This window comes from Bacillus sp. WMMC1349, assembly GCF_013155385.1.
GTDB lineage: Bacteria > Bacillota > Bacilli > Bacillales > Bacillaceae > Bacillus.
Genome location: NZ_JABJUQ010000007.1, coordinates 1,659,522 through 1,679,275, shown reverse-complemented (window position 1 = coordinate 1,679,275; position 19,754 = coordinate 1,659,522). Strand labels below are relative to the sequence as shown.

Annotated in this window: 19 protein-coding genes and 3 pseudogenes; 7 read left to right on the top strand and 15 right to left on the bottom strand. The window is 38.1% G+C overall.

Annotated features, from left to right (window positions below):
• Nucleotides 1-133 precede the first annotated feature (133 nt).
• The 3 genes from HOO54_RS10900 to HOO54_RS10890 all read right to left on the bottom strand — a co-directional run bounded on the left by HOO54_RS10900 (nucleotide 134) and on the right by HOO54_RS10890 (nucleotide 3,761).
• Complete coding sequence (locus tag HOO54_RS10900; RefSeq protein ID WP_172295131.1) at nucleotides 134-1,258, bottom strand: conserved virulence factor C family protein; 1,125 nt, start codon at nucleotides 1,256-1,258, stop codon at nucleotides 134-136.
• A 46-nt stretch (nucleotides 1,259-1,304) separates the two neighbouring features.
• Nucleotides 1,305-1,955 (bottom strand): HD domain-containing protein, encoded by a 651-nt coding sequence (locus HOO54_RS10895; RefSeq protein ID WP_172295129.1) that lies wholly within the window; start codon nucleotides 1,953-1,955, stop codon nucleotides 1,305-1,307.
• Between the two features lie 126 nt (nucleotides 1,956-2,081).
• On the bottom strand, nucleotides 2,082-3,761 hold the full coding sequence (locus HOO54_RS10890; RefSeq protein ID WP_172295127.1) for a formate--tetrahydrofolate ligase: 1,680 nt from the start codon (nucleotides 3,759-3,761) through the stop codon (nucleotides 2,082-2,084).
• Between the two features lie 151 nt (nucleotides 3,762-3,912).
• On the opposite strand from HOO54_RS10890, the gene metA reads away from it, so the two are divergent.
• The 3 genes from metA to HOO54_RS24265 all read left to right on the top strand — a co-directional run bounded on the left by metA (nucleotide 3,913) and on the right by HOO54_RS24265 (nucleotide 6,587).
• A complete protein-coding gene (gene metA, locus HOO54_RS10885; protein ID WP_172295125.1) occupies nucleotides 3,913-4,821 on the top strand; it encodes a homoserine O-acetyltransferase MetA in 909 nt (302 codons plus the stop codon).
• Between the two features lie 268 nt (nucleotides 4,822-5,089).
• A complete protein-coding gene (locus HOO54_RS10880; protein ID WP_172295123.1) occupies nucleotides 5,090-6,238 on the top strand; it encodes a diglucosyl diacylglycerol synthase in 1,149 nt (382 codons plus the stop codon).
• Between the two features lie 211 nt (nucleotides 6,239-6,449).
• Entirely contained in the window at nucleotides 6,450-6,587 is a 138-nt protein-coding gene (locus tag HOO54_RS24265; protein WP_253907654.1) for a hypothetical protein, read from the top strand.
• A 984-nt stretch (nucleotides 6,588-7,571) separates the two neighbouring features.
• Here HOO54_RS24265 and HOO54_RS10870 read toward each other — a convergent pair.
• The gene (locus tag HOO54_RS10870; protein WP_172295121.1) at nucleotides 7,572-8,261 is read right to left on the bottom strand and encodes an AIM24 family protein; all 690 of its coding nucleotides are present in this window, start codon (nucleotides 8,259-8,261) and stop codon (nucleotides 7,572-7,574) included.
• Between the two features lie 249 nt (nucleotides 8,262-8,510).
• Between HOO54_RS10870 and cspD the strand changes: the two genes are divergently transcribed.
• A complete protein-coding gene (gene cspD, locus HOO54_RS10865; RefSeq protein WP_076764051.1) occupies nucleotides 8,511-8,711 on the top strand; it encodes a cold-shock protein CspD in 201 nt (66 codons plus the stop codon).
• A gap of 54 nt (nucleotides 8,712-8,765) precedes the next feature.
• On the opposite strand, the gene HOO54_RS10860 is transcribed toward cspD, so the two are convergent.
• From HOO54_RS10860 to HOO54_RS10850, 3 genes and pseudogenes are all read right to left on the bottom strand, one after another.
• On the bottom strand, nucleotides 8,766-8,957 hold the full coding sequence (locus tag HOO54_RS10860; protein WP_375335804.1) for a hypothetical protein: 192 nt from the start codon (nucleotides 8,955-8,957) through the stop codon (nucleotides 8,766-8,768).
• A 310-nt stretch (nucleotides 8,958-9,267) separates the two neighbouring features.
• Nucleotides 9,268-9,453, bottom strand: a complete 186-nt coding sequence (locus HOO54_RS10855) for a zinc-finger domain-containing protein (protein ID WP_172295117.1) — start codon at nucleotides 9,451-9,453, stop codon at nucleotides 9,268-9,270.
• Nucleotides 9,423-10,128 (bottom strand): annotated as a pseudogene (locus HOO54_RS10850) (reverse transcriptase-like protein). Before HOO54_RS10850 ends, HOO54_RS10855 begins: the two are co-directional and overlap by 31 nt.
• A 70-nt stretch (nucleotides 10,129-10,198) precedes the next feature.
• Here HOO54_RS10850 and HOO54_RS10845 point away from each other — a divergent pair.
• The 3 genes and pseudogenes from HOO54_RS10845 to sspL all read left to right on the top strand — a co-directional run bounded on the left by HOO54_RS10845 (nucleotide 10,199) and on the right by sspL (nucleotide 11,467).
• Nucleotides 10,199-10,900, top strand: coding sequence for a queuosine precursor transporter (locus tag HOO54_RS10845; protein WP_172295113.1), 702 nt, complete (start codon nucleotides 10,199-10,201; stop codon nucleotides 10,898-10,900).
• Entirely contained in the window at nucleotides 10,890-11,288 is a 399-nt protein-coding gene (locus tag HOO54_RS10840) for a reverse transcriptase-like protein (RefSeq protein WP_172295111.1), read from the top strand. Before HOO54_RS10845 ends, HOO54_RS10840 begins: the two co-directional genes overlap by 11 nt.
• A 42-nt stretch (nucleotides 11,289-11,330) precedes the next feature.
• Nucleotides 11,331-11,467, top strand: a pseudogene (gene sspL / locus HOO54_RS10835) (small, acid-soluble spore protein L).
• Nucleotides 11,468-11,478: 11 nt separating this feature from the next.
• Here sspL and HOO54_RS10830 read toward each other — a convergent pair.
• From HOO54_RS10830 to HOO54_RS10795, 8 genes and pseudogenes are all read right to left on the bottom strand, one after another.
• On the bottom strand, nucleotides 11,479-12,366 hold the full coding sequence (locus tag HOO54_RS10830) for a 5'-3' exonuclease (protein ID WP_172295107.1): 888 nt from the start codon (nucleotides 12,364-12,366) through the stop codon (nucleotides 11,479-11,481).
• A 380-nt stretch (nucleotides 12,367-12,746) separates the two neighbouring features.
• On the bottom strand, nucleotides 12,747-12,893 hold the full coding sequence (locus tag HOO54_RS10825) for a hypothetical protein (RefSeq protein ID WP_172295105.1): 147 nt from the start codon (nucleotides 12,891-12,893) through the stop codon (nucleotides 12,747-12,749).
• 77 nt (nucleotides 12,894-12,970) lie between these two features.
• Entirely contained in the window at nucleotides 12,971-13,228 is a 258-nt protein-coding gene (locus tag HOO54_RS10820) for a DUF2533 family protein (RefSeq protein WP_172295102.1), read from the bottom strand.
• A gap of 38 nt (nucleotides 13,229-13,266) precedes the next feature.
• Nucleotides 13,267-16,821, bottom strand: coding sequence for a dynamin GTPase (gene dynA, locus HOO54_RS10815; RefSeq protein ID WP_216664756.1), 3,555 nt, complete (start codon nucleotides 16,819-16,821; stop codon nucleotides 13,267-13,269).
• 291 nt (nucleotides 16,822-17,112) lie between these two features.
• Nucleotides 17,113-17,377, bottom strand: a pseudogene (locus HOO54_RS10810) (transposase); the annotation flags it as partial.
• Nucleotides 17,378-17,507: 130 nt separating this feature from the next.
• Entirely contained in the window at nucleotides 17,508-17,597 is a 90-nt protein-coding gene (fbpC, locus tag HOO54_RS10805) for a Fur-regulated basic protein FbpC (RefSeq protein ID WP_172295099.1), read from the bottom strand.
• Nucleotides 17,598-17,813: 216 nt separating this feature from the next.
• Nucleotides 17,814-19,130, bottom strand: a complete 1,317-nt coding sequence (locus HOO54_RS10800) for a nucleobase:cation symporter-2 family protein (RefSeq protein ID WP_172295096.1) — start codon at nucleotides 19,128-19,130, stop codon at nucleotides 17,814-17,816.
• Nucleotides 19,127-19,711, bottom strand: a complete 585-nt coding sequence (locus HOO54_RS10795; protein WP_172295093.1) for a xanthine phosphoribosyltransferase — start codon at nucleotides 19,709-19,711, stop codon at nucleotides 19,127-19,129. The genes HOO54_RS10800 and HOO54_RS10795 overlap by 4 nt, the downstream gene beginning before the upstream one ends.
• Nucleotides 19,712-19,754: the final 43 nt, after the last annotated feature.

Genomic DNA, 19,754 nt, shown 5'->3' with positions numbered 1-19,754 from the left:
AACATTTTTAGAAAGGATCATTTAATCTGTCAAGGTGTAAACCGCTGATATACGTTATATAATTTTTGAAGTAAAAAAAAGGCGATCATCACACCACCTATTTTAGAGGTGGATGACTGCTCGCCAATCTGTTTTATTTTTTGCGACTTTCCGTCATTTGTTTCCACACAGACCCTTTTGCCTGTTCTCCATGTTCAATCCGTTCAATGGCCATTTTTATTTGCAGGCTGACTTCAAATTCCGGATCGCTTTCAGCTTTTTTCAAAGCAGTGAGTGCACTTTCATCTCCAACCTCGTATAAAAACATAGCAGCTCTCCAACGCACCAGCTTACTTGGATCTTTCAAAGCTTTCACCATTGCGGGAACGGCTTCTGGATTTCCGATGTCTGACAAACAGTCTCCCGCTGTCCGTCTTACCGTTATCGTCTTATCTTTTAAGGCTTGATATAAATGTGGAAGAACCTCAGGTGAATCAATCATGCCTAAATAAACAACGGCTTGCCGTCTAATTGATGTTTTTGGATCGTGGAGCGCTTTTTCTAGCACATCGATGTCTTCTTCTTTCGGATCCATCTGTTCCAGATGAGCATAGCGTTTTTGCCAATTTTCTTCATCAAGCATATCGAGTGTTACTTTGTAAGACTTTCTTGGCAGGGTACTGCTTTTGTTCTCTTGAGCAACAGATTCTGCTAGTCTTTGAAGGCGGTTTTCATCATAGGCGGCTTGAAGTTCTTCTGTTACATCACGACCGATTTCAGTAAAATCACCGAACCTGACCCCTTGTTCCTTCCATGAGCGTTCAGACACGACATTAGGAGAGGTCGCTCTAAGTTTGAGAATGGCTTCTTGAAACCGCGCTGGTAACCCAAACCGTTCTTCTCGCTCACCATCAGTCAGTTTGACCTGCATTGGGATACCGTTAAACATTTGCACATAGACCTTGACTTCACCAAATGATTCACTTTCAGCAGACGATTCTCGATTTTCTTCCTGGCTCTCTGTCATTCCAAATGCGGAACGTACCGCGGGGAGGATGTCTTTCCAGTCAAATCTAGCATTGCGCTCAACTGCCAAAAAGTCTGCTACATGGTAAACCCCTTTTACACCATCTATCTTTAATATTCGCTGAATAACCGGAGGGGCATCTTCTGCTTGATCCTTTTTATAATTATTGCTTTTTCCCCTAGGTAGTTCATTCGTTAAAATGACCTTCATGGTATTTGGACTCGGTGTCGGTTCAATAGACTTGATTTTCATGATCTTCTCCCTTTGTTAAAACCCGGGTCTCATTTTACCATACTGCCTATTCTTCATCTAATAATGCGGTTTGGACGGTGCATGAGCACTCTTTTTTTAGTTCTTTTAGAAAACCGACCATCAGATGATGTCTTCTTTCAGCAAGCTTTCTACCGGTTTTTGTATTCATCAAATCTTTTAAGCGGAGAAGCTTTTCATCAAAGTGACCGACAGCTGAAGGAATGTTTTCAAATTCTCCTTCATGATACAGCAAGTGACCTTTCGAACCTGCATACATAAATGTCCGGGCAATCCCAATTGCACCGATCGCATCGAGACGGTCTGCATCCTGTACAACCATTCCTTCTTTTGAAAGTTTGGTACCTTTATATTTGTCTCTGTTTCTGAACGAAATGTTTGTAATGATACCAAGGATTTTGTCGGTCTCGTCTTTTTCTATTTTCCATTCTGAAAACCGTTTGTTTAGTTCATCAACTGAAACCCGGTGCTTTTCTGACAGCTTCTCATCCATCATATCGTGTGTAAGAGCAGCCGCTTCTGTCATAAACAGGTCTGCCCCTTCTTTTTTAGCGATTTCAATACTTAAAGAGCGCACCCTAGTAATATGGAGCCAATCATGTCCTGTCCCTTCATCTACCAGCTTCCCCCTTACCCATTTTGAAATTTGGTTTAGCTGTCTTTCTTTTTCCTGATTCATGAAATGCCTCTCCCTTTCTTTAGGATGGAGAAAGTTGTCGTTTTGACCATTCCTTGCACAAAAATTCGGCCGTTTTGTGACCGGTCCCATCACTTGTTTGAAATGGTGGGCTTCTCACAAAAACTGTTAAAATAATCCTTTTGCCTTGCCGTTTTCATCGACATCCATGTTTAGGGCTGCGGGATGCTTAGGCAATCCCGGCATCGTTAAAATACTGCCGGTTAAAGCGACGATAAAACCAGCACCGGCTGATGGTTTTAATTCACGGACAGTGATGAAAAAGCCTTTTGGCCGACCGATTTTTTCAGGGTCGTCTGATAGAGAATATTGGGTTTTTGCTACACAAACAGGCAAGTTCCCTAATCCGTTCTTTTCTAATTCAATAAGCTGCTTTTTCGCCTTTTCTGTCCATTTCACTCCTTCAGCTCCATAGACAGTACGAGAAATTTTCGTTAATTTCTCCTCGATAGAATCTGATAATTTATATAAATAGGTAAAATGGTTTTCTTTTTTCTCTAGTACGTTAATGACTTTTTCGGCAAGGGCGAGCCCACCTTTTCCTCCCTCTTCCCAGACATTGCACAATGCCGCAGGATGACTGTGCTCCTCGCACCAATCAAGCACCGTTTCCAATTCTTCCTCAGCATCTTGTACAAACCTGTTGAGAGCAACAACATATGGAAGGCCGAATGCAGTAATCGTTTCAATATGTTTTTCAAGGTTCGCCATTCCAATTTTTACAGCTTCAATATTTTGTGTTTTTAAATCGCCAATCTTTACACCACCGTGCATTTTTAGCGCTCTGATTGTTGCGACAATCACAACCGCTCCAGGTGTAAATTGACCTGCTCTTGTTTTAATATGTAAAAATTTTTCCGCACCCAAATCAGCACCAAACCCAGCCTCAGTTACAACGTAGTCTGCCAGTTTTGCAGCTACTTTCGTCGCAATCAAACTGTTTGATCCATGAGCGATATTTGCAAATGGTCCACCGTGAACGAGTGCAGGTGTTCCTTCAACGGTTTGAACAAGATTCGGTTTTAAAGCATCCTTTAAAAGCAATGTAAGTGCTCCGTGAACCCCTAGCATTTTGACAGTTACTGGTTTTTGATCAACAGTAAAGCCGACAATCATAGCCGCAAGCCGTTTTTTTAAATCTTTTAAATCTGAGGCTAAACATAAAACAGCCATGATTTCAGATGCTACCGTAATATCAAAACCGTCCTCTCTCGGAAAACCATTCCCTTTACCACCCAATCCGATGACAGTTTCTCTTAATGCTCTGTCATTCAAATCAAGTGTTCGTTTCCAAACCACTCTTCTGATATCAATGTTTAATTCATTCCCTTGATGAATATGATTGTCAATGAAAGCGGCCAAAGCGTTGTTTGCGCATGTAATAGCATGCATATCCCCGGTAAAGTGGAGATTGATGTCTTCCATTGGGAGGACTTGCGAATAACCTCCGCCAGCTGCACCGCCTTTCATACCCATTGTCGGTCCAAGCGAAGGTTCTCTCAATGCAACAATTGTTTTTTTACCTGCTTTTGCCAGAGCTTGGCTCAATCCAACCGTAACCGTTGATTTTCCTTCTCCTGCAGGTGTCGGATTAATCGATGTCACTAAAATGACCTGTCCGTCAGGCTTGTCCTCCAAACGATTAAGAATGTCTAAAGAAATTTTTGCTTTCGTGTGACCAAAACACTCTAAATCACCGTTATGTATAGAGAGTTGCTGGGCAACTTCAGTGATCGGTTTTAATTTAATTTTTTGAGCAATTTCAATGTCTGATAAGTGGGATTTCATAAACTAGAAGAGCCTCCTTTTCGTTCATCACAAATAGGTTTCCATTTTTTTCACATACTTCTTTTATTGTATCATAATTCACTCATTGAAATATCGTCAAAAAATTCCTATAATGAAGAAAAATCAGCGGAAAAAAACCGGAGGTGGCGTGTTGCCTATCAACATCCCTATCGACTTGCCTGCCAGGCGGATTCTTGAAAGTGAAAATATTTTTGTCATGGATGAAAAACGGGCATTTCATCAAGATATTAGACCATTAAATATTGTCATTCTTAACTTAATGCCACAAAAAATCAGAACGGAAACACAGTTGTTAAGGCTGCTCGGAAATTCTCCTTTACAGGTATACTTCACTTTTTTAATTCCGGCTACACATGCACCCAAAAACACAGCACGGCAGCATTTAGAACAATTTTACACAACTTTTTCGGCAATTAAAGACAGAAAGTTTGACGGTATGATTATTACTGGGGCGCCGATCGAACATTTACCTTATGAAAACATTTCGTATTGGAACGAACTCAAGGAGATTTTCGACTGGAGCAAAACACATGTCACATCAACACTGCACATTTGCTGGGGAGCTCAAGCGGGACTATACCATCATTACGGGATTCGTAAAGCAAAATTGCCGAAAAAACTGTTTGGCGTGTTTGAACACAAACTATTACAGAAAAACGAGCGTCTAGTTAGAGGATTTGAAGAATTCTACTATGTACCACATTCCAGACATACAGATATTAACATAGATGATTTAAAAAAGAGCTCTCAATTAAAAGTACTGAGCGTTTCTGAAGATGCTGGAGTGTGTTTGATTGTTTCAAAAGATGAAAAGCAAATTTTTTTGACTGGACATCCAGAGTATGATACAGATACTCTTAAAGAAGAGTATGAAAGAGATCTAGCAAAAAACATCGAGATTGACCCACCGCTGAATTATTTTAAAGACACAGGTGGTAGAGCTTTACCTATCAACCGTTGGAAAGCACATGCTACGCTTTTGTTTATGAATTGGCTAAATTATTATGTTTACCAAGAGACTCCTTACGAATGGAAATGAATTTTCGTACCCTGGTCTGATGCAAGACGGACAAAATATGATAAAATACTGTTTGGGTCAGTATTTTAAAAAGTTTCTTCACATCATAAAAGTTTTCACGAAGCAGATACCGTTTAGTGTCCTTCTGTTGTAAAAACTTTAAAAATATCTTAAATTTTTTGTTCTTCATTTATAAAAAAATAATATTTTATGGTATGGTATGTGTTGGGATTGACTCTGTTTTTTACTAATTAGCTCTTGTTGTTTGAATTAATTGAGGTGAATATGTTTGAATATCAACAAAAATATATTAATACTGACTGCAAATTATGGAAATGGCCATGTTCAGGTAGCCAAAACTCTTTATAAAGAGTGCGAACGGCTAGGTTTTAAGAATGTCACTGTTTCAAATTTGTATCAAGAATCAAATCCTGTTGTATCTGAGATTACACAATTTCTTTATTTAAAAAGTTTTTCTATCGGAAAACAGTTTTATCGTCTCTTTTATTATGGAGTTGATAAAATATACAATAAAAGAAAGTTTAATATTTATTTTAAGATGGGAAATAAACGGCTTGATCAACTTGTTAAACAACATAAACCAGATATCATCATCAATACGTTCCCAATGATTGTTGTCCCTGAATACAGACGAAGAATGGGAAAAGTGATTCCAACTTTTAACGTAATGACTGATTTCTGCTTGCATAAAATTTGGGTTCACGAGCACATTGATAAATATTATGTCGCAACTGACTACGTCAAAGCAAAGCTTGTGGAAATAGGCACACATCCTAACAATGTAAAAATTACCGGTATCCCAATTCGCCGTCAATTTGAAGAAGACATCGATACAGAGGAGATATACGCAAAATATCAACTTTCGAAAGATAAAAAGGTTTTATTGATTATGGCTGGTGCGCATGGTGTTCTTAAAAATGTAAAGGAACTGTGCGAGTCTCTCGTTAAAAAAGACGATGTCCAAGTTATCGTTGTCTGCGGAAAAAATGTTACATTGAAAAATTCATTGGAAGAACTTGAAGCTGCACACCCACATAAACTCAAAACATTTGGATACGTTGAAAGAATTGACGAGTTATTTAGAGTGACGGACTGTATGATCACAAAACCTGGCGGAATCACACTTACAGAGGCAACTGCCATCGGTGTTCCAGTGATTCTGTATAAACCAGTGCCAGGACAAGAAAAAGAAAATGCCTTATTCTTTGAAGAAAAAGGGGCTGCGATTGTCATAAACCGGCACGAGGAAATCCTTGAATCCGTCTCATCGCTTTTGGCTGATGAACAAAGGTTAAATCAAATGAAACAAAATATCAAAAGCCTTCACCTCTCTCAGTCATCAGAAGTCATTCTTAAGGATATTGTTGAACAGTCTGAATTAATCATGAATAAGAAACAGACTGTTGGAGCCTTCTAACTTAATTGTAAAAAACACACTAACATTAGTAGCACAGACCAAGGCCACGGTTTGTGCTACTATTTTTTTACAGCAGCAGAAGTGAAGAAAGGTCGAAACCATTTAGAGTCCACACTATATATGTCGGCTCCTTCGAGATCGTGTATAAGAGAATGGAATTGATAAGGTCATATGAAGGCTTGTATGATTGGCAAAAAGGGAAAATGGAATAATGAAACATGTTGTAGCTCTAGATGTTAGTATGGGCAAAAAGTACAATGGTTTATTTACAGTCAATATCGCCAATGTAAAGAGATTGACGATAATCGCTCCTCTTTTGAACAACTTCATGAAACACTTCAAGCATTAACTTATTAAGATGGACAAGCACCTTCCAAAACGTTAGAACGGTTCCTAGGCTATGATTATACATATTGCCTTGAAGCGAACTGATGCGTCGCCAAAAAACAGATAAACGAGCTGGCTACATCTTATTTTTGAATAGAGCGTGAACAAACTTATCAAGAAGAGGTTTACTATCAACAGATGTGTGGATTCACACGTTACTATGAGTGAGATCACACACTATATTGCCGTTTACACAAAACTCTGCAATTGAGCTTTTCATTGGACCAACTATTTCAAATCGGTCTTCCTTGTTTTGAATATTGTGCAATTGTATCGGCACTCTGATGAAGTTTTAAATTAAAAACAAATACTCCGAAACGAGCAGAATAGAAAGGAATCGCCTTTCTTAAAGCTGCTCAAACCTCTTATCCAGCAATCACAAAAGAAGACTGCGTTGTAACAAGTCAAAGGTGACGCAAGGCGCATCACAGACTTAAAAGAAAAAAGAAACAGCTTGTAAAAAATTTTCAAATGAACGCGTAGAGTATCAAGTACTTTGATCATTTCCAAGGATAGGGGAAACATCAGCTGTTCAAATCATTGGCGAGTTAGGAGATATAAGGCACTTTACAATTAAATGCCTATATTATGCGTGATTAGTCAGGTAATACTCACTATAAGGACAAGATCTTATTCTTTATAACCATTTAGTGAAGTATGATGACAAATTAAAAACGCAACCTCTGAGAAAATCTCATAAAGTTGCGTCCATTCCGTGTATAATTTCACCTTATTACACACGAAATACACGATGATGACGAAACAGCATCACCAATTCGCCAGCAATCACCTATAATATATGCTATCATTTGGTCGATTTAGCGTGCGCAACACAATTACAAAATACTTGACTCAAAAAGTCGTTTTATCAACATGATCAGTGGGCAAATTCCCCGATTTTTATTCATCCATACTACTTTCAGGGACACCCTCTTTTTATTGTTCATTAAGATTGATTTAAATAGACCTCTTCAACTGGCTGAACAATAACAAATCCGTTTCCTGAAAACTTCATTTGAATCGATTCGCCACTTCCCCTGCCAATCAATGTTTTAAAAGAAACATCTGTGACAAATTCAGGCTGAAGATCTCCTGACCAAGCTACGGTTGCGTTTGGATCAGTATAAACAGGGCTTTCCGGTGTGACGATTAATGTTAGTGGATCATAATGGGTGGTAATAGCCGCCATACCTGTGCCATCAAGCTTGACATTAAACAAACCGCCAGCAATCATTCCAGAGATTTTTTTCATCATTTTAATATCCCAGTTTAATTCAGTCTCAAATGCCAATAAATCATTTCCATTTATAAATATAGAATCATTATTTAGATTTAAAATGGATATCTTCTTACCTTGATCTGCAATATACAGCTTACCGTTTCCCTCAGCTTTCATAAGGGCTGTACCTTCACCGCTGAGAGCTTTTTTCATCATCCGGCCCAATCCGTGTTCAAATACACCTTCACGTTTAAACTTCATTTGCCCTCTATAGGAAATCATTGAGCCGGCCTTGGCCCATATTTTCCCGTTCAAATTGATTTCGAGGAGGCGGGGAGTTTCCAATTCAAACAACCCTTCTCCTTTATCCTGCTGCTGTGTTTTATTCACAAATTCGTTAATTGAATATCGATTCATTTTCTCCACTGCTCCTTATTCATTTTGTTTTACTTTAGATTAACATAAAAACATTTTATTTTTCAGAATTAACGAAAGCGATTACAAAAAAAACACCTTAAAAAGGAAATAAAGTTCATTTTTTTCTCTTGACAACTTGACTCGTCACAACAAATGGTGTATAGTGAAACCATCATTTAGCATACTATGGTTAGATGATGAAAATTTTTTTTAGCACTATGTGCTACAGTACTAGGAGGATTAAGCAATATGCAAAACGGTAAAGTAAAATGGTTTAACAATGAAAAAGGCTTCGGCTTCATCGAAGTTGAAGGCGGAGACGATGTATTCGTTCATTTCACTGCTATTGAAGGTGACGGATACAAATCTTTAGAAGAAGGACAAGAAGTTTCTTTCGAAATTGTTGAAGGTAATCGTGGACCTCAAGCATCTAATGTTGTGAAAATTTAACAAAATGAAGAAAAAATGAGACTTCAAATAGAGGAGAGGCTAATGTAGCCTCTCCTATTTGGTTTTGAGCTGAAATTCGACAGCTAGTATATTCTGTTTTAGCCTCTGTCCCATTTCATCAATACTCTTTTCCAAAGATGGCCGCCCTTTTTTGGCTATTTTAACTAATTGATCTAAATCTCTATATACCTCTTGAAATGTCTTCTGGAGAACAGTTTTCAATTCAGCTTCTTCCAAAATCTTCATACCCCCTTATTGAAGATACCCAAAATAGTAATAAAGACTTATATTTTTCAGGTTCAATAGTTATATCGGATCATTTTTATATATTTTTCTTTTTTTTGCATATTAATTTAAATTGTCATGAAGAAACATTATTGGTGGCGTGTGGAATGATTCATAATTACGGATGATCGTTCTACTTTGCTAAAATCAGCTGACTAAACGATGTTGGAAACTTATTTGAAAGCAATGAATCGCAAATTTTTGCTGAAGATTTTATAAAACAGCAGATGACACAGTTATAAAAAACTAAAAAAACCGCAGTTCGCGGTTTTTAGTTTTTATTCATTAACACTTCACCAAAAGTACGGAGTTTTTCTCCAACTGTACATTTTGTGATACAGAACGCATGAGCATATGTTTTTCCGTGTTCTTTTCGGAACTGTTTCTTAATAAAACACCCTTCACAGTAGTTGTCTTGTAAGTCTGTTAATTCTTTAAAGATCTCCTTCTTATCCAAAAATTTTCATCTCCGTTATTGATCTAATTTAACACTGCTTTCTACCAATTTATGTTCGAAAATTTTTCGAGCAAGTTGATCTGCTTCTTTATTTTCACTACGGCTGATTTGTATATAGGTTGGCGAAAGTTTCAATTGTTGCAGCTGTCGTTCGATTTTATCCAACCAGTTTGTGTGGATGGGATCATAACAAGGCCAGTTTCCCTCCAACTGATTTAATACGACAAGTGAGTCACCTTTAATAATAACTGAGTTCCGGCCTGCTCCAAGATCTCTTAACTCATTTAGGGCTTCATAAAGTGCAGCATATTCAGCTTCATTATTCGTTGTCAGGCGAAAGTTCTTGTTTTTTCTTAAACGATATCGTTCCCCGTTAAGAGAATAATAAATGACAATACCTAAACCTGCAAGTTGACTCTCTTTATCATAGCTTCCGTCAAAAAAGACTGTGATTTCATCTGGTTCGTGTGCTAACTCTTCCTTCAGTTTTTCCAGTTCTTTCAGTGTCCAGATGCTGCCTTTTTCATCCTCAAACTCAAGCTCATCAATATACGGACTACGAGAAAGCTCACGACCCATTATGACTGTTTCATTTGTTTCTAGCCAATCATCGGCTGTAAAATGAACATTTGGCGTTGCTTTTATATTGATTTTCATTCTTATTCTAAGCTTCATAACATCACCTTTATTATGCTATAATCAAATCGGTCTTGACCCAGTTTATTTTAGAAAGGAAGTAGCTTTTTTGTTTAATGAAATACTGTGGATTAGTTTAGCGATTATCGTTTTTATCATTGTTCTTTTCTTTTTCAAGCAGTTTGGCAAAACCGGCTTATTCGTCTGGATTGGGTTTGCAACTGTTGCAGCTAACCTTGAGGTCGGTAAAACAGTCGAGCTTTTCGGCTTAACATCAACGCTTGGTAACATTATGTACGGCAGCGTTTTTTTTGCAACAGATGTCATTAATGAAAGATATGGAAAAAAAGAAGCAAAAAAGGCTGTCTCACTCGGTTTTTTCATTCTCATTAGTTTGACTGCCGTTATGCAGGGTGCCCTTCTTTTTAAACCTCATCCGTCAGATATTGCACAACCGGCTTTGGAAACGATTTTTGGTTTTATGCCGCGCATTGTCCTTGGTAGCCTGCTTGCCTATATCATCAGCCAAACAGTTGATGTTTATGTATATTCTTGGATTAGACGATTATTTCCTTCAGATCGTGCACTTTGGTTACGTAATAATGGGAGTACAGCTGTCAGTCAGATTTTCGATACGCTGATTTTTACAAGTGTTGCATTTTTAGGAACATACCCTTTTGCTATATGGATCGAGATTTTTATTACAACATATGTATTTAAATTTGTTGTGGCCCTTTTTGCAACTCCATATGCATATTTGGCTAAAAGAATGAAACCACTGGATGAAAGGAGTGAAAAGGATGCCGCTTGAAGTCTATATTGACGGAGCGAGCTCTGGTGATCCCGGGCTGAGCGGACTTGGTATTTTCATTAAAAATGGACAAAAATCAGAGTCTTTTTCCATTCCTGCTGGCCGTTTAAGTAACCATGAAGCCGAATTCTCTGCACTGATTCAGGGTATGAAGCTTTGCATTGAAAGGGATTATCCCATTGTTTCATTTCGTACCGATTCCGAAATCGTTGAACGCGCAACAGATTTAGAATTTGTCAAAAATCAAACATTTAAGCCATATCTAGAAGAGATTATCAGCTTAAAGAAAGCTTTTGAATTATTTTTTATTAAATGGATTCCCTCAAAAGAAAACCAAGTAGCCGACAAGTTGGCTAAAAAAGCAATTTTACTAAATCATCCAGAGTAAAGTTACCCTGATTGGTTCATGATAAAGTATGAGGTGATACATGTGGAAAAACAACAACCTACTGGCAAAGGTCGTCTGACCGGCAGTGTGACACCACAGGGAGAAATATACATGAACGAACATAAAGATCCGAAAACTGAGCTTGAAAACCGAGCAAAAAAAGCAATACAAAACGTTAGAGAGATCGATATTAGCCGATCTCTCTTCTTTTCATTTGCAATAGCAGCGGTTCAATTCCTCTGATCTGATGCAGTTTTAACATTTTTCCAGCCCTGTCATGTGATAATTCAAAAAGCGCCTCTTCCAATGAGAAAGATACTGGAACATCACATTTGATTTCAGCGAGGATTCTAGATAGTTTTAAGTCTTCAAGGTTTTCGGTGATTTTCTTTTGTTGAGCTTTTGTTAACTGATCAATATTTTCAAGCAGTTGTTCAATTGTTAAATACTCTTTGATCAGTTTGTATGCTGTTTTTTCACCAATTCCTTTAACACCTGGATAATTATCGCTTGTGTCCCCCATTAATGCTTTCACATCAATTAAGGCTGCTGGCAAGATTCCTGTTTCTTCTGTAAATAGTTCCTTTGTATACAGCTTATAATTGCCGATCCCTTTTTGCATCAGTGCAACTTGAACAGCGTTAGTCAAAAGTTGAAGTAAATCTTTATCACCGGTAACGACTGTAATGTTTGCTTCATCTTTATATAATGATGCAAGCGTACCGATACAGTCATCCGCTTCAAATCCAGCCATCCCGATATTAGTAATACCTAACTCTGATGCAGCTTTTTTCGCAAGGTCAAATTGCGGAATTAATTCAAGTGGCGGTTCGCCACGGTTTGCTTTATAATCCTGATATAAATCATTACGATAGGTCTTTTTACCCATATCCCAACAACAGACAATATGACTCGGTTCAAAAACATTGATGGCAGTCAGCAAATGCTTCATAAAACCGTGAACCCCATTTGTGGGAACCCCTTGATCATTAATCATGAAATTGCGGTGCACTGCTGTCGCATAAAATGAGCGGAACAATAGAGCCATCCCATCAACTAGTAGCAAATTCTTTTTCATCTTAGAAACTTCCTTTCATCTCATCCATACAATGCACCTATTGTATCACAGGTAAAAAATGATGAAAATAGCGGAACAGACACCTGCTTTCCCCGCATGCTCTCCAAGAACAGCTTCTAACGAATCGGGGGCTTAAAAGCGGTGTCGATGAATAAAAATCGGACAATTTGCTTTCCGCAAGCGATCCGCGAGCCTCCTCTGAGCTCGTTGGCGTACTGATCCTTCAAAAACGGTCTGATCTGCTTCTAAAATCAGGATCACATATTTAATTCAGCCTTAAGCGCAGACCTTGAAAATCGATAACGTTATTACACAAATGAATAAAAGCAAACAGCTTGTCGACCAAAGCCGGGTTTATGACTTTGTCAACAAGCTGTTTTTTATTTCTGTTTTTTCTTATTTGAGATCATTTTCGCTGCTTCCATTTGTGCATAGGATTCAGTGGAAAATTCAGTGTTAAAACCATTCTTCTTTTTAGCATTATTATTTCGCTGAGCATTTGCATTACCAAGTTTCGTTCTTCCCATTATCCTTCACCTCCTATGGGGGATCAGGTATATTTTTCACATTAAATCCCGAAATGACTCAAGGAAGGATCAACCAGCTAGACTCGGTTGACATATTCGATCACCATTTCTTTGGTCACAAGCCGCCGCTTTGGAACAATTCCTTTTGCTGCTAGCTCATTCATCTTCTGTGTAATGTGATTGATTCGGTCTGTTGTAAATAATTCATTTCTTTTACACTTTGCTATAACTTGTGCAATTGCAGCTTCTCTTGCCTCTTCCAACTTGAGAAACTCTTGAATATGTCGGTGCTGTTTTTTCGAATGTGCAGTAATCGCTTCATGAACGTTTGTCATCTTCGCTTCTTAAACCCCTTCTTTTTTTATTTAGTCTATCATACCTTTATTAGTTGTTCTTGATATTCTTTTGCTGCTATGAATGCTTTTTCAATTTTTTCTCCTTCATCACTGTTTAATGGCTCAAGAAAATACCTTTCCTTTTGCTGCGTAATTTGTGCCATCGCTGTTTGAGTGACCATCTGTTGTAAGTTCTCAGCTCTTTGTTTGCAGCGATCTAACAGCACCTGTCTTTCAGATTTGAACCAATCGTCAGTCATTTTTTTAAGTCTTGCTGTAAGTGCATCAATCAACACAGCTTTTCCGTTTTGTTGAAAAAATGCTTTTCCTGTTCGGTATTTTTTCAGTTCGTCTGCAAATGTCTCCATTCCGATCGAAACTTCTGCTTGCTCCCCATCTTCTTTATCTTGTAATTCAATTGTAAGATGGAACGAAAAATAACGATTATCGTTTTGTTGTTCTGTGACACTGATCCATTGTTCATCAGCATACTTGATCATCATATGTGCAACTCGGATATCAAGAGCTTTTAATTCCTGAATGAATTCGAATTCGTATTCTTTCAAACAGTTTTTCACAGTATGTTGTAGATTAGCCTGCCAATGACCATTTTGCAGTCCCGGGTGGATCTCAGCTTTAAACAAGTCATGAGCATAAAAGAAAAGGCGTTGCTGAATATAATAACATTGTTCTTTTATATCTTTTTCCGTCATTAAAAAAACAAAATCGTCTAATTTGGCTGCTAGTATAGCTGACCGGGCAGCTTCATAAGCTTTTTCAATTTGCTTTTTTTCTTCGTCTGCCTCCTGAGCAGACCGATGTAAAGAGCGATGCAAATGAAAAATCGTTTCACATAGCTTTTCTCCTTCATAAATAAGCTGATCGAGAGCGGCTTTTGTTAACCCTTTTTCAATAAAACATGCCAGGTCATGACGCAATCGGTTGAAATCGTTACAAGGCACAGTTGTTCCGGCTAGCTCATGTTTGCTTGAGACATGGTATATTTGCGGATGTTGAATGCCCTGTTTTAAAAGTTCGCCCTTTACATATTCTTCAACTGTTGCTAATTCATTAGAACTTTTTGCCAAGTCTGTCGCATTTAAAACAAAAAACATTTTATCCATGCTGAAAGCGTCTTTGATTAAGCCTAGTTTATGTAAAAAGGAGCGATCCGCTTTTGAAAAAGCGTGCTGGTAATATGTTAAATAAAGAAGTGCATCAGCTTCGTTCATATATTGAAAAGCCATTTCCGAATGGCGCTTATTCATACTTCCTGCACCTGGTGTATCAACAACTGTAATCCCTTTGTTTGTAATTGGTGTTTGTAAATAAACAATGACTTCACGAATGGCACAAGCTGTTTCTTCATCAGCAACGTATTGTTGGAGTTGATCGAATGGTATCGTCAGTGTATTCTGATTGATGATATCGTCTTGAAAACGACCGTATGCCTTAAACATATGTTCTGTAAATAGATACTGTTCTCGATCAAGCCCACCTTTTCTTAAAAGGTGTTGAAGCTGTTCAGAAAACGTTCGCCCTTTTGCTTTAACCATTTTTCCATCTAAAAGCTGATTCAATTCTGTCATCAACTCGGCTTCTGTTTTAAAGACAACATCAGCTGTACCATCCCTTTTCATAGCTGATGGTTTGGTGACTTTATTAATTGTTGCAGTCGTCGGTGTTGGTGAAGACGGGAGCACTTTTTTTCCGCAAAGTGCATTGACAAACGAAGATTTGCCCGAACTAAAGGCTCCAAAAACAGCCAATGTAAACTTCCTTGCTTGAAATCGTTCGATTTTTTCAAGAAACTCCTCTCTTTGTTTTTTTAAAATCGGAATGCCTTGTAATTGCTGTGTAAATTCAATAAACAAGCTAATATATTCGGACATACTCTTTAACTCGATAGGTTGTTTTTCTGTATGGATTGGTTCCTGATAGAACGCAGTAGAATCAGTTCGCTTTACTTCAAGCGGTTCTTGTAATCTGTCTTTTTTGAGAATAAACCAGTCGGCAGCAACGTCCTCTCCGCTTACACCGGCTTTCCAAATCTCTTTCAGATGAGCTGCCTTTTCATGCAACTGTAGCTGCTCTTTGAAAACGATTAGCTCTTCTTTTTTTTCTTCATATTCTTTTTTGAGAATAGCCGTTTTTTGTACTTCATTCTCATTCAACAGATGACAAAATCGTTCGATAAAAGCTTGAGCATTGATTTTCACTGTTCTTCTTATGTTGTCTGCCAATTCTTTTGTATAATGTAAGACATACTCTGGAGAAAATGTTGCCCCTTTCTTTAGCGGCCTCACTAAATCGGCTTCAGTCATTTTTGTACTAAAATTCAGCAGATTCGTCAAAAAATCGCCATTTTTCATTTCATACTGTTGTGCAAATGATTTAAATGTCTCAATGATATGCCAGTCGATCTCAGCCTGAACTCTTTTCTGGACATCTTGAAGAAGGGTATCTTGCCGTTTTTGTTTTTCCTCACTTGTTTTTGTTTTAGAAAAGAGAAAGCCCTTTTTAAAGCCTTTTTCATTCGCCTCTAAATAAGCTTTGGCATGTTCTCTCATCTCAAATGGTGTTAAATTTGCATTTTCGATAATGGATTTTATTTCTTTATTGATATGTAATTCTACGCTTTTCTTAATGGCTTGCTTATCTTTTAACTGAACCTCTAAAGACGCTAACTTTTTTGTTAAAGCCGTCATTTTTTCAAGCAGATCATCATCTGTATCACTGACAAGCATTTCTATATGTTCATTCAATATGTGAATCACTTTTTGTTCCGTATTTGTCAAGAGCTGTTGTTCAGTTTGAGTTTGGAGCTGAGTCAATATTTCTTGAAGTTGTGTTAAATCATTCAGCTGGTGATTTATGTCTGTGGCAGAAGTAAAAAAAATCTGACCGGCCTTGATCCCTTCTTTATGCAGCATGTCAACAACTTGTTTTTTGTAGACTTGAAAATCTGTCTCACTTTCATCATGACGGTCAACTTGGTTGATCATGCAGTATATATTCGGGATTTTTCCTTTAATTGACCTTAAAAAATTGATATTTTCTTCAGAGTGAACATGGTTATAGTGCATCACATAAAACAAGGCATCAGCCTGATATAAAATCGATGTTGTCGAAAGAAAATGAGCATCATCAGTTGAATCAATTCCAGGTGTATCGATCAAGACGCTATGCGGAGCAATCCGATGAAAAGCTCCTTCAATTTCAATCATTTCAATTTGACTGCCGTCTTTACAATAGGCTTGCACGGTTTGTTTATCAAATGAACCAGAAATCAACGCTGTTTTGCCATCTTGTGTATGGATGACAGTTTTGGGTTCTCCTTGGCGGATCAGAACAAGATTCGCACTCGTTGGAATCGGACTTGTCGGTAAAACGTCTTCTTGAAGAAGTGTATTTAACAATGAAGATTTTCCCGCTGAATAGTGGCCGGTCAATGCGATGTACACTTCTTTCTGAACCCATTTCCTGATGGTCGCTGCAAGCTGAGCGGCCCGTTTTTCGTCTCCGTTTTTTTTCAACTGTTTGTAAATAGCACCTGCTTTAGTCTTTAAACTGTCTTCTTTGTTTACATACATGATTATTTTCTTCCCCTTTTAATACATTGTTGTCATTCATCCCATACCCCTATTTTACACAACATTTATCATATTTGCTTTAAGAGACACAAAATCAAAGGGGCTGTCCTGAAAGTCGTGTGGATGAATAAAAATTGGGGAATTTGCTCGCTGATTTATGTTGAAAAAGGACTTTTTAGACAGCTTCTTGCTCTGCGGCTGAAAGCCTCTGTTCCTGGCCTCGGCCTAAAAGGCCCGCTGAAAGGGTTTCCCTTCTGCACCACATTCACTCACTCATTCTAAAGAATTTCTTTATTTCTTACGATTTTTCTCTCCCGTAAATGGGTCATATTCTTCAAACAATGTGAACTGATCTGCTATATAGTCATCTTTTAGCTGGTTTCTTATATATTCTTGTATTTGTTTCTTATTTCTACCCACTGTATCTACATAGAAACCCCGACACCAACATTTTCGATTCCCATATCGATATTTCAAGTTGGCATGTCGATCAAATATCATAAGACTACTTTTTTCCTTTTAAGTAACCCATGAATTGAGATACACGATGAAGTGGTCAGGAAACCAACTTTATCCTACCACGAAGTGAGGTTTTTTATGACCACGCTATAAGCTCTCTCCAACCCCCGGCATAGCCAGGGGCATTTAAAAAAGAAAGCTGCCAAACGAGCAGCTTTCTTTGTCATTTATGCGGACCGCTTTGATATTCCTTTTAAGACAAATCCAATCATTAAACTGTATGTACATACAGTTGCAAACAGAAAAAACGCAGTCATCCTTCTCACCATCCTAATGAGAATGTTTTTCACTCTTATTATAAATAAAATGATAATCATTTTCAATGTTAATTAGCAGGTGCTACTCGTTCAAATTCTTTTGTGATTACGTTAAACTCGATTAAATATCATATTCACAATTCTTTTTCTATCACATTTTGTCAATCTAAATCCCTTTTCAATCAGATAGTAAAAAAACCCCACAATCGTGAGGTTTTAAACTGCTGACTTTTCAGGTGCTACACGGTCTGGATGTTCAGACGGCCGCGAAAATGGATGAATATGAAAAATGGCATTCAATATAATGGCGGTTAAGCTCCCGGCAACAATCCCATTTTCCGTTAACAACTTAACGGCATCTGGAAGCTGTTGAAACATTTGAGGGACAACCGTTACACCAAGTCCAATTCCTACTGAACAGGCGACAATTAACAGATTTTCTTGTTCAGCAAAGTCTACCCTACTGAGCATTTTAATTCCATAGGCAATGACCATACCAAACATCGCCACCATTGCACCACCTAAAACCGGCTTGGGAATAACCGTTGTGAGAGCGGCTGCTTTCGGAAATAATCCTAATATAATGAGAAATACCCCAGCCAGAGCAATGACACTATTTTTCTTGACTCCCGTTAATTGGACAAGACCTACGTTTTGTGAATAAGCTGTATATGGAAAAGCGTTGAAAATACCGCCGAATAAAACAGCGATGCCTTCTGCCCGATATCCTTTCGCTAAATCTTTCTCTGTCAATGACCGATCAGCTAAATCACCTAGTGCAAAATACACACCTGTAGATTCCACCAAGCTGACGATCAAAACAAGCGTCATTGTAATAATCGGAGTGACTTCAAACACTGGAGTCCCAAAGTAAAACGGGTGTATCATCTGCATCCACCCGGCGTTTGCTACATCAGTAAAATCGACTTTTCCCATTAGGCTTGCCGCAATAGTTCCAGCCAATAACCCGATTAAAATCGAGATTGATTTCAAGAAACCCTTTGTAAACCGGTTTAGAAGAATAATCATTAAAAGAACAGAAAACGCTAATGCAAGGTTTGAAAGTGATCCGAAATCACGGCTCCCTTGCCCACCTGCCATATTATTCATTGCTGTAGGGATCAGTGTAATTCCAATCACTGTTACAACAGATCCAGTGACAACAGGCGGAAAAAAACGAACAAGTTTTCCGAAGAAAAAAGAAAATAAGATAATGATCAGCCCGCCGGCGATGATACTTCCGTAAATCGCCGGAATTCCGTATTTTGATGCAATTGTAATCATTGGCGATACAGCTGTAAACGTACACCCTAAAACAACAGGTAAACCGATTCCGAAAAACCGATTTTTCCAGACTTGCAGAAGTGTAGCAATTCCGCACATTAGAATATCGGCAGATACAAGATAAGTCAGTTGCTCAGTTGTTAATCCAAGAGCATCTCCAACGATAAGAGGAACCATAACGGCTCCCGCATACATAGCAAGAACATGCTGGATACTTAAAGAAACGGTTTTTCCGGCTGAGAGTTTCATGAGTGAACCTCCTCTAAAAAGGTGACTTGTCCGCCTGTAAGTGATTGAATTCTGGCAAGGGACTCAACTTTGTGTCCTAGTTCGTCAAGCTCATTTCTGCCGTTTTGGAATGATTTTTCAATAACAATTCCAATGCCACTCACGTTTGCACCGGCTTGTTCGATGATAGAAACAAGCCCTTTAGCCGCTTGTCCATTCGCTAAAAAGTCGTCAATGACTAGCACTCTATCATTTTTTGATATGTGAGTGGCTGATACAGCGATTGTACTTTCAGTTTTCTTTGTAAACGAGTAAACAGATGCAGTCAGTAAGTTCTCTGTCAAAGTCAGCGATTGACGTTTTCTGGCAAAAATGACCGGTACACCAAGTTTCAAACCAGTCATCACAGCAGGTGCAATACCCGAAGATTCTATCGTAACAATCTTTGTAATTCCTTCATTCTGAAAAAGAGAAGCGAATTCGTTTCCGATCGCCATCATTAATTCTGGATCGATTTGATGATTTAAAAAGGCATCCACCTTTAAGACTTCATCAGACAAAACGGTTCCTTCTTGAATAATTTTTTGTTTAAGCAGTTCCATATTATATAACCTCCAGTGATGAGATACCCCTTATCAAAAAAAA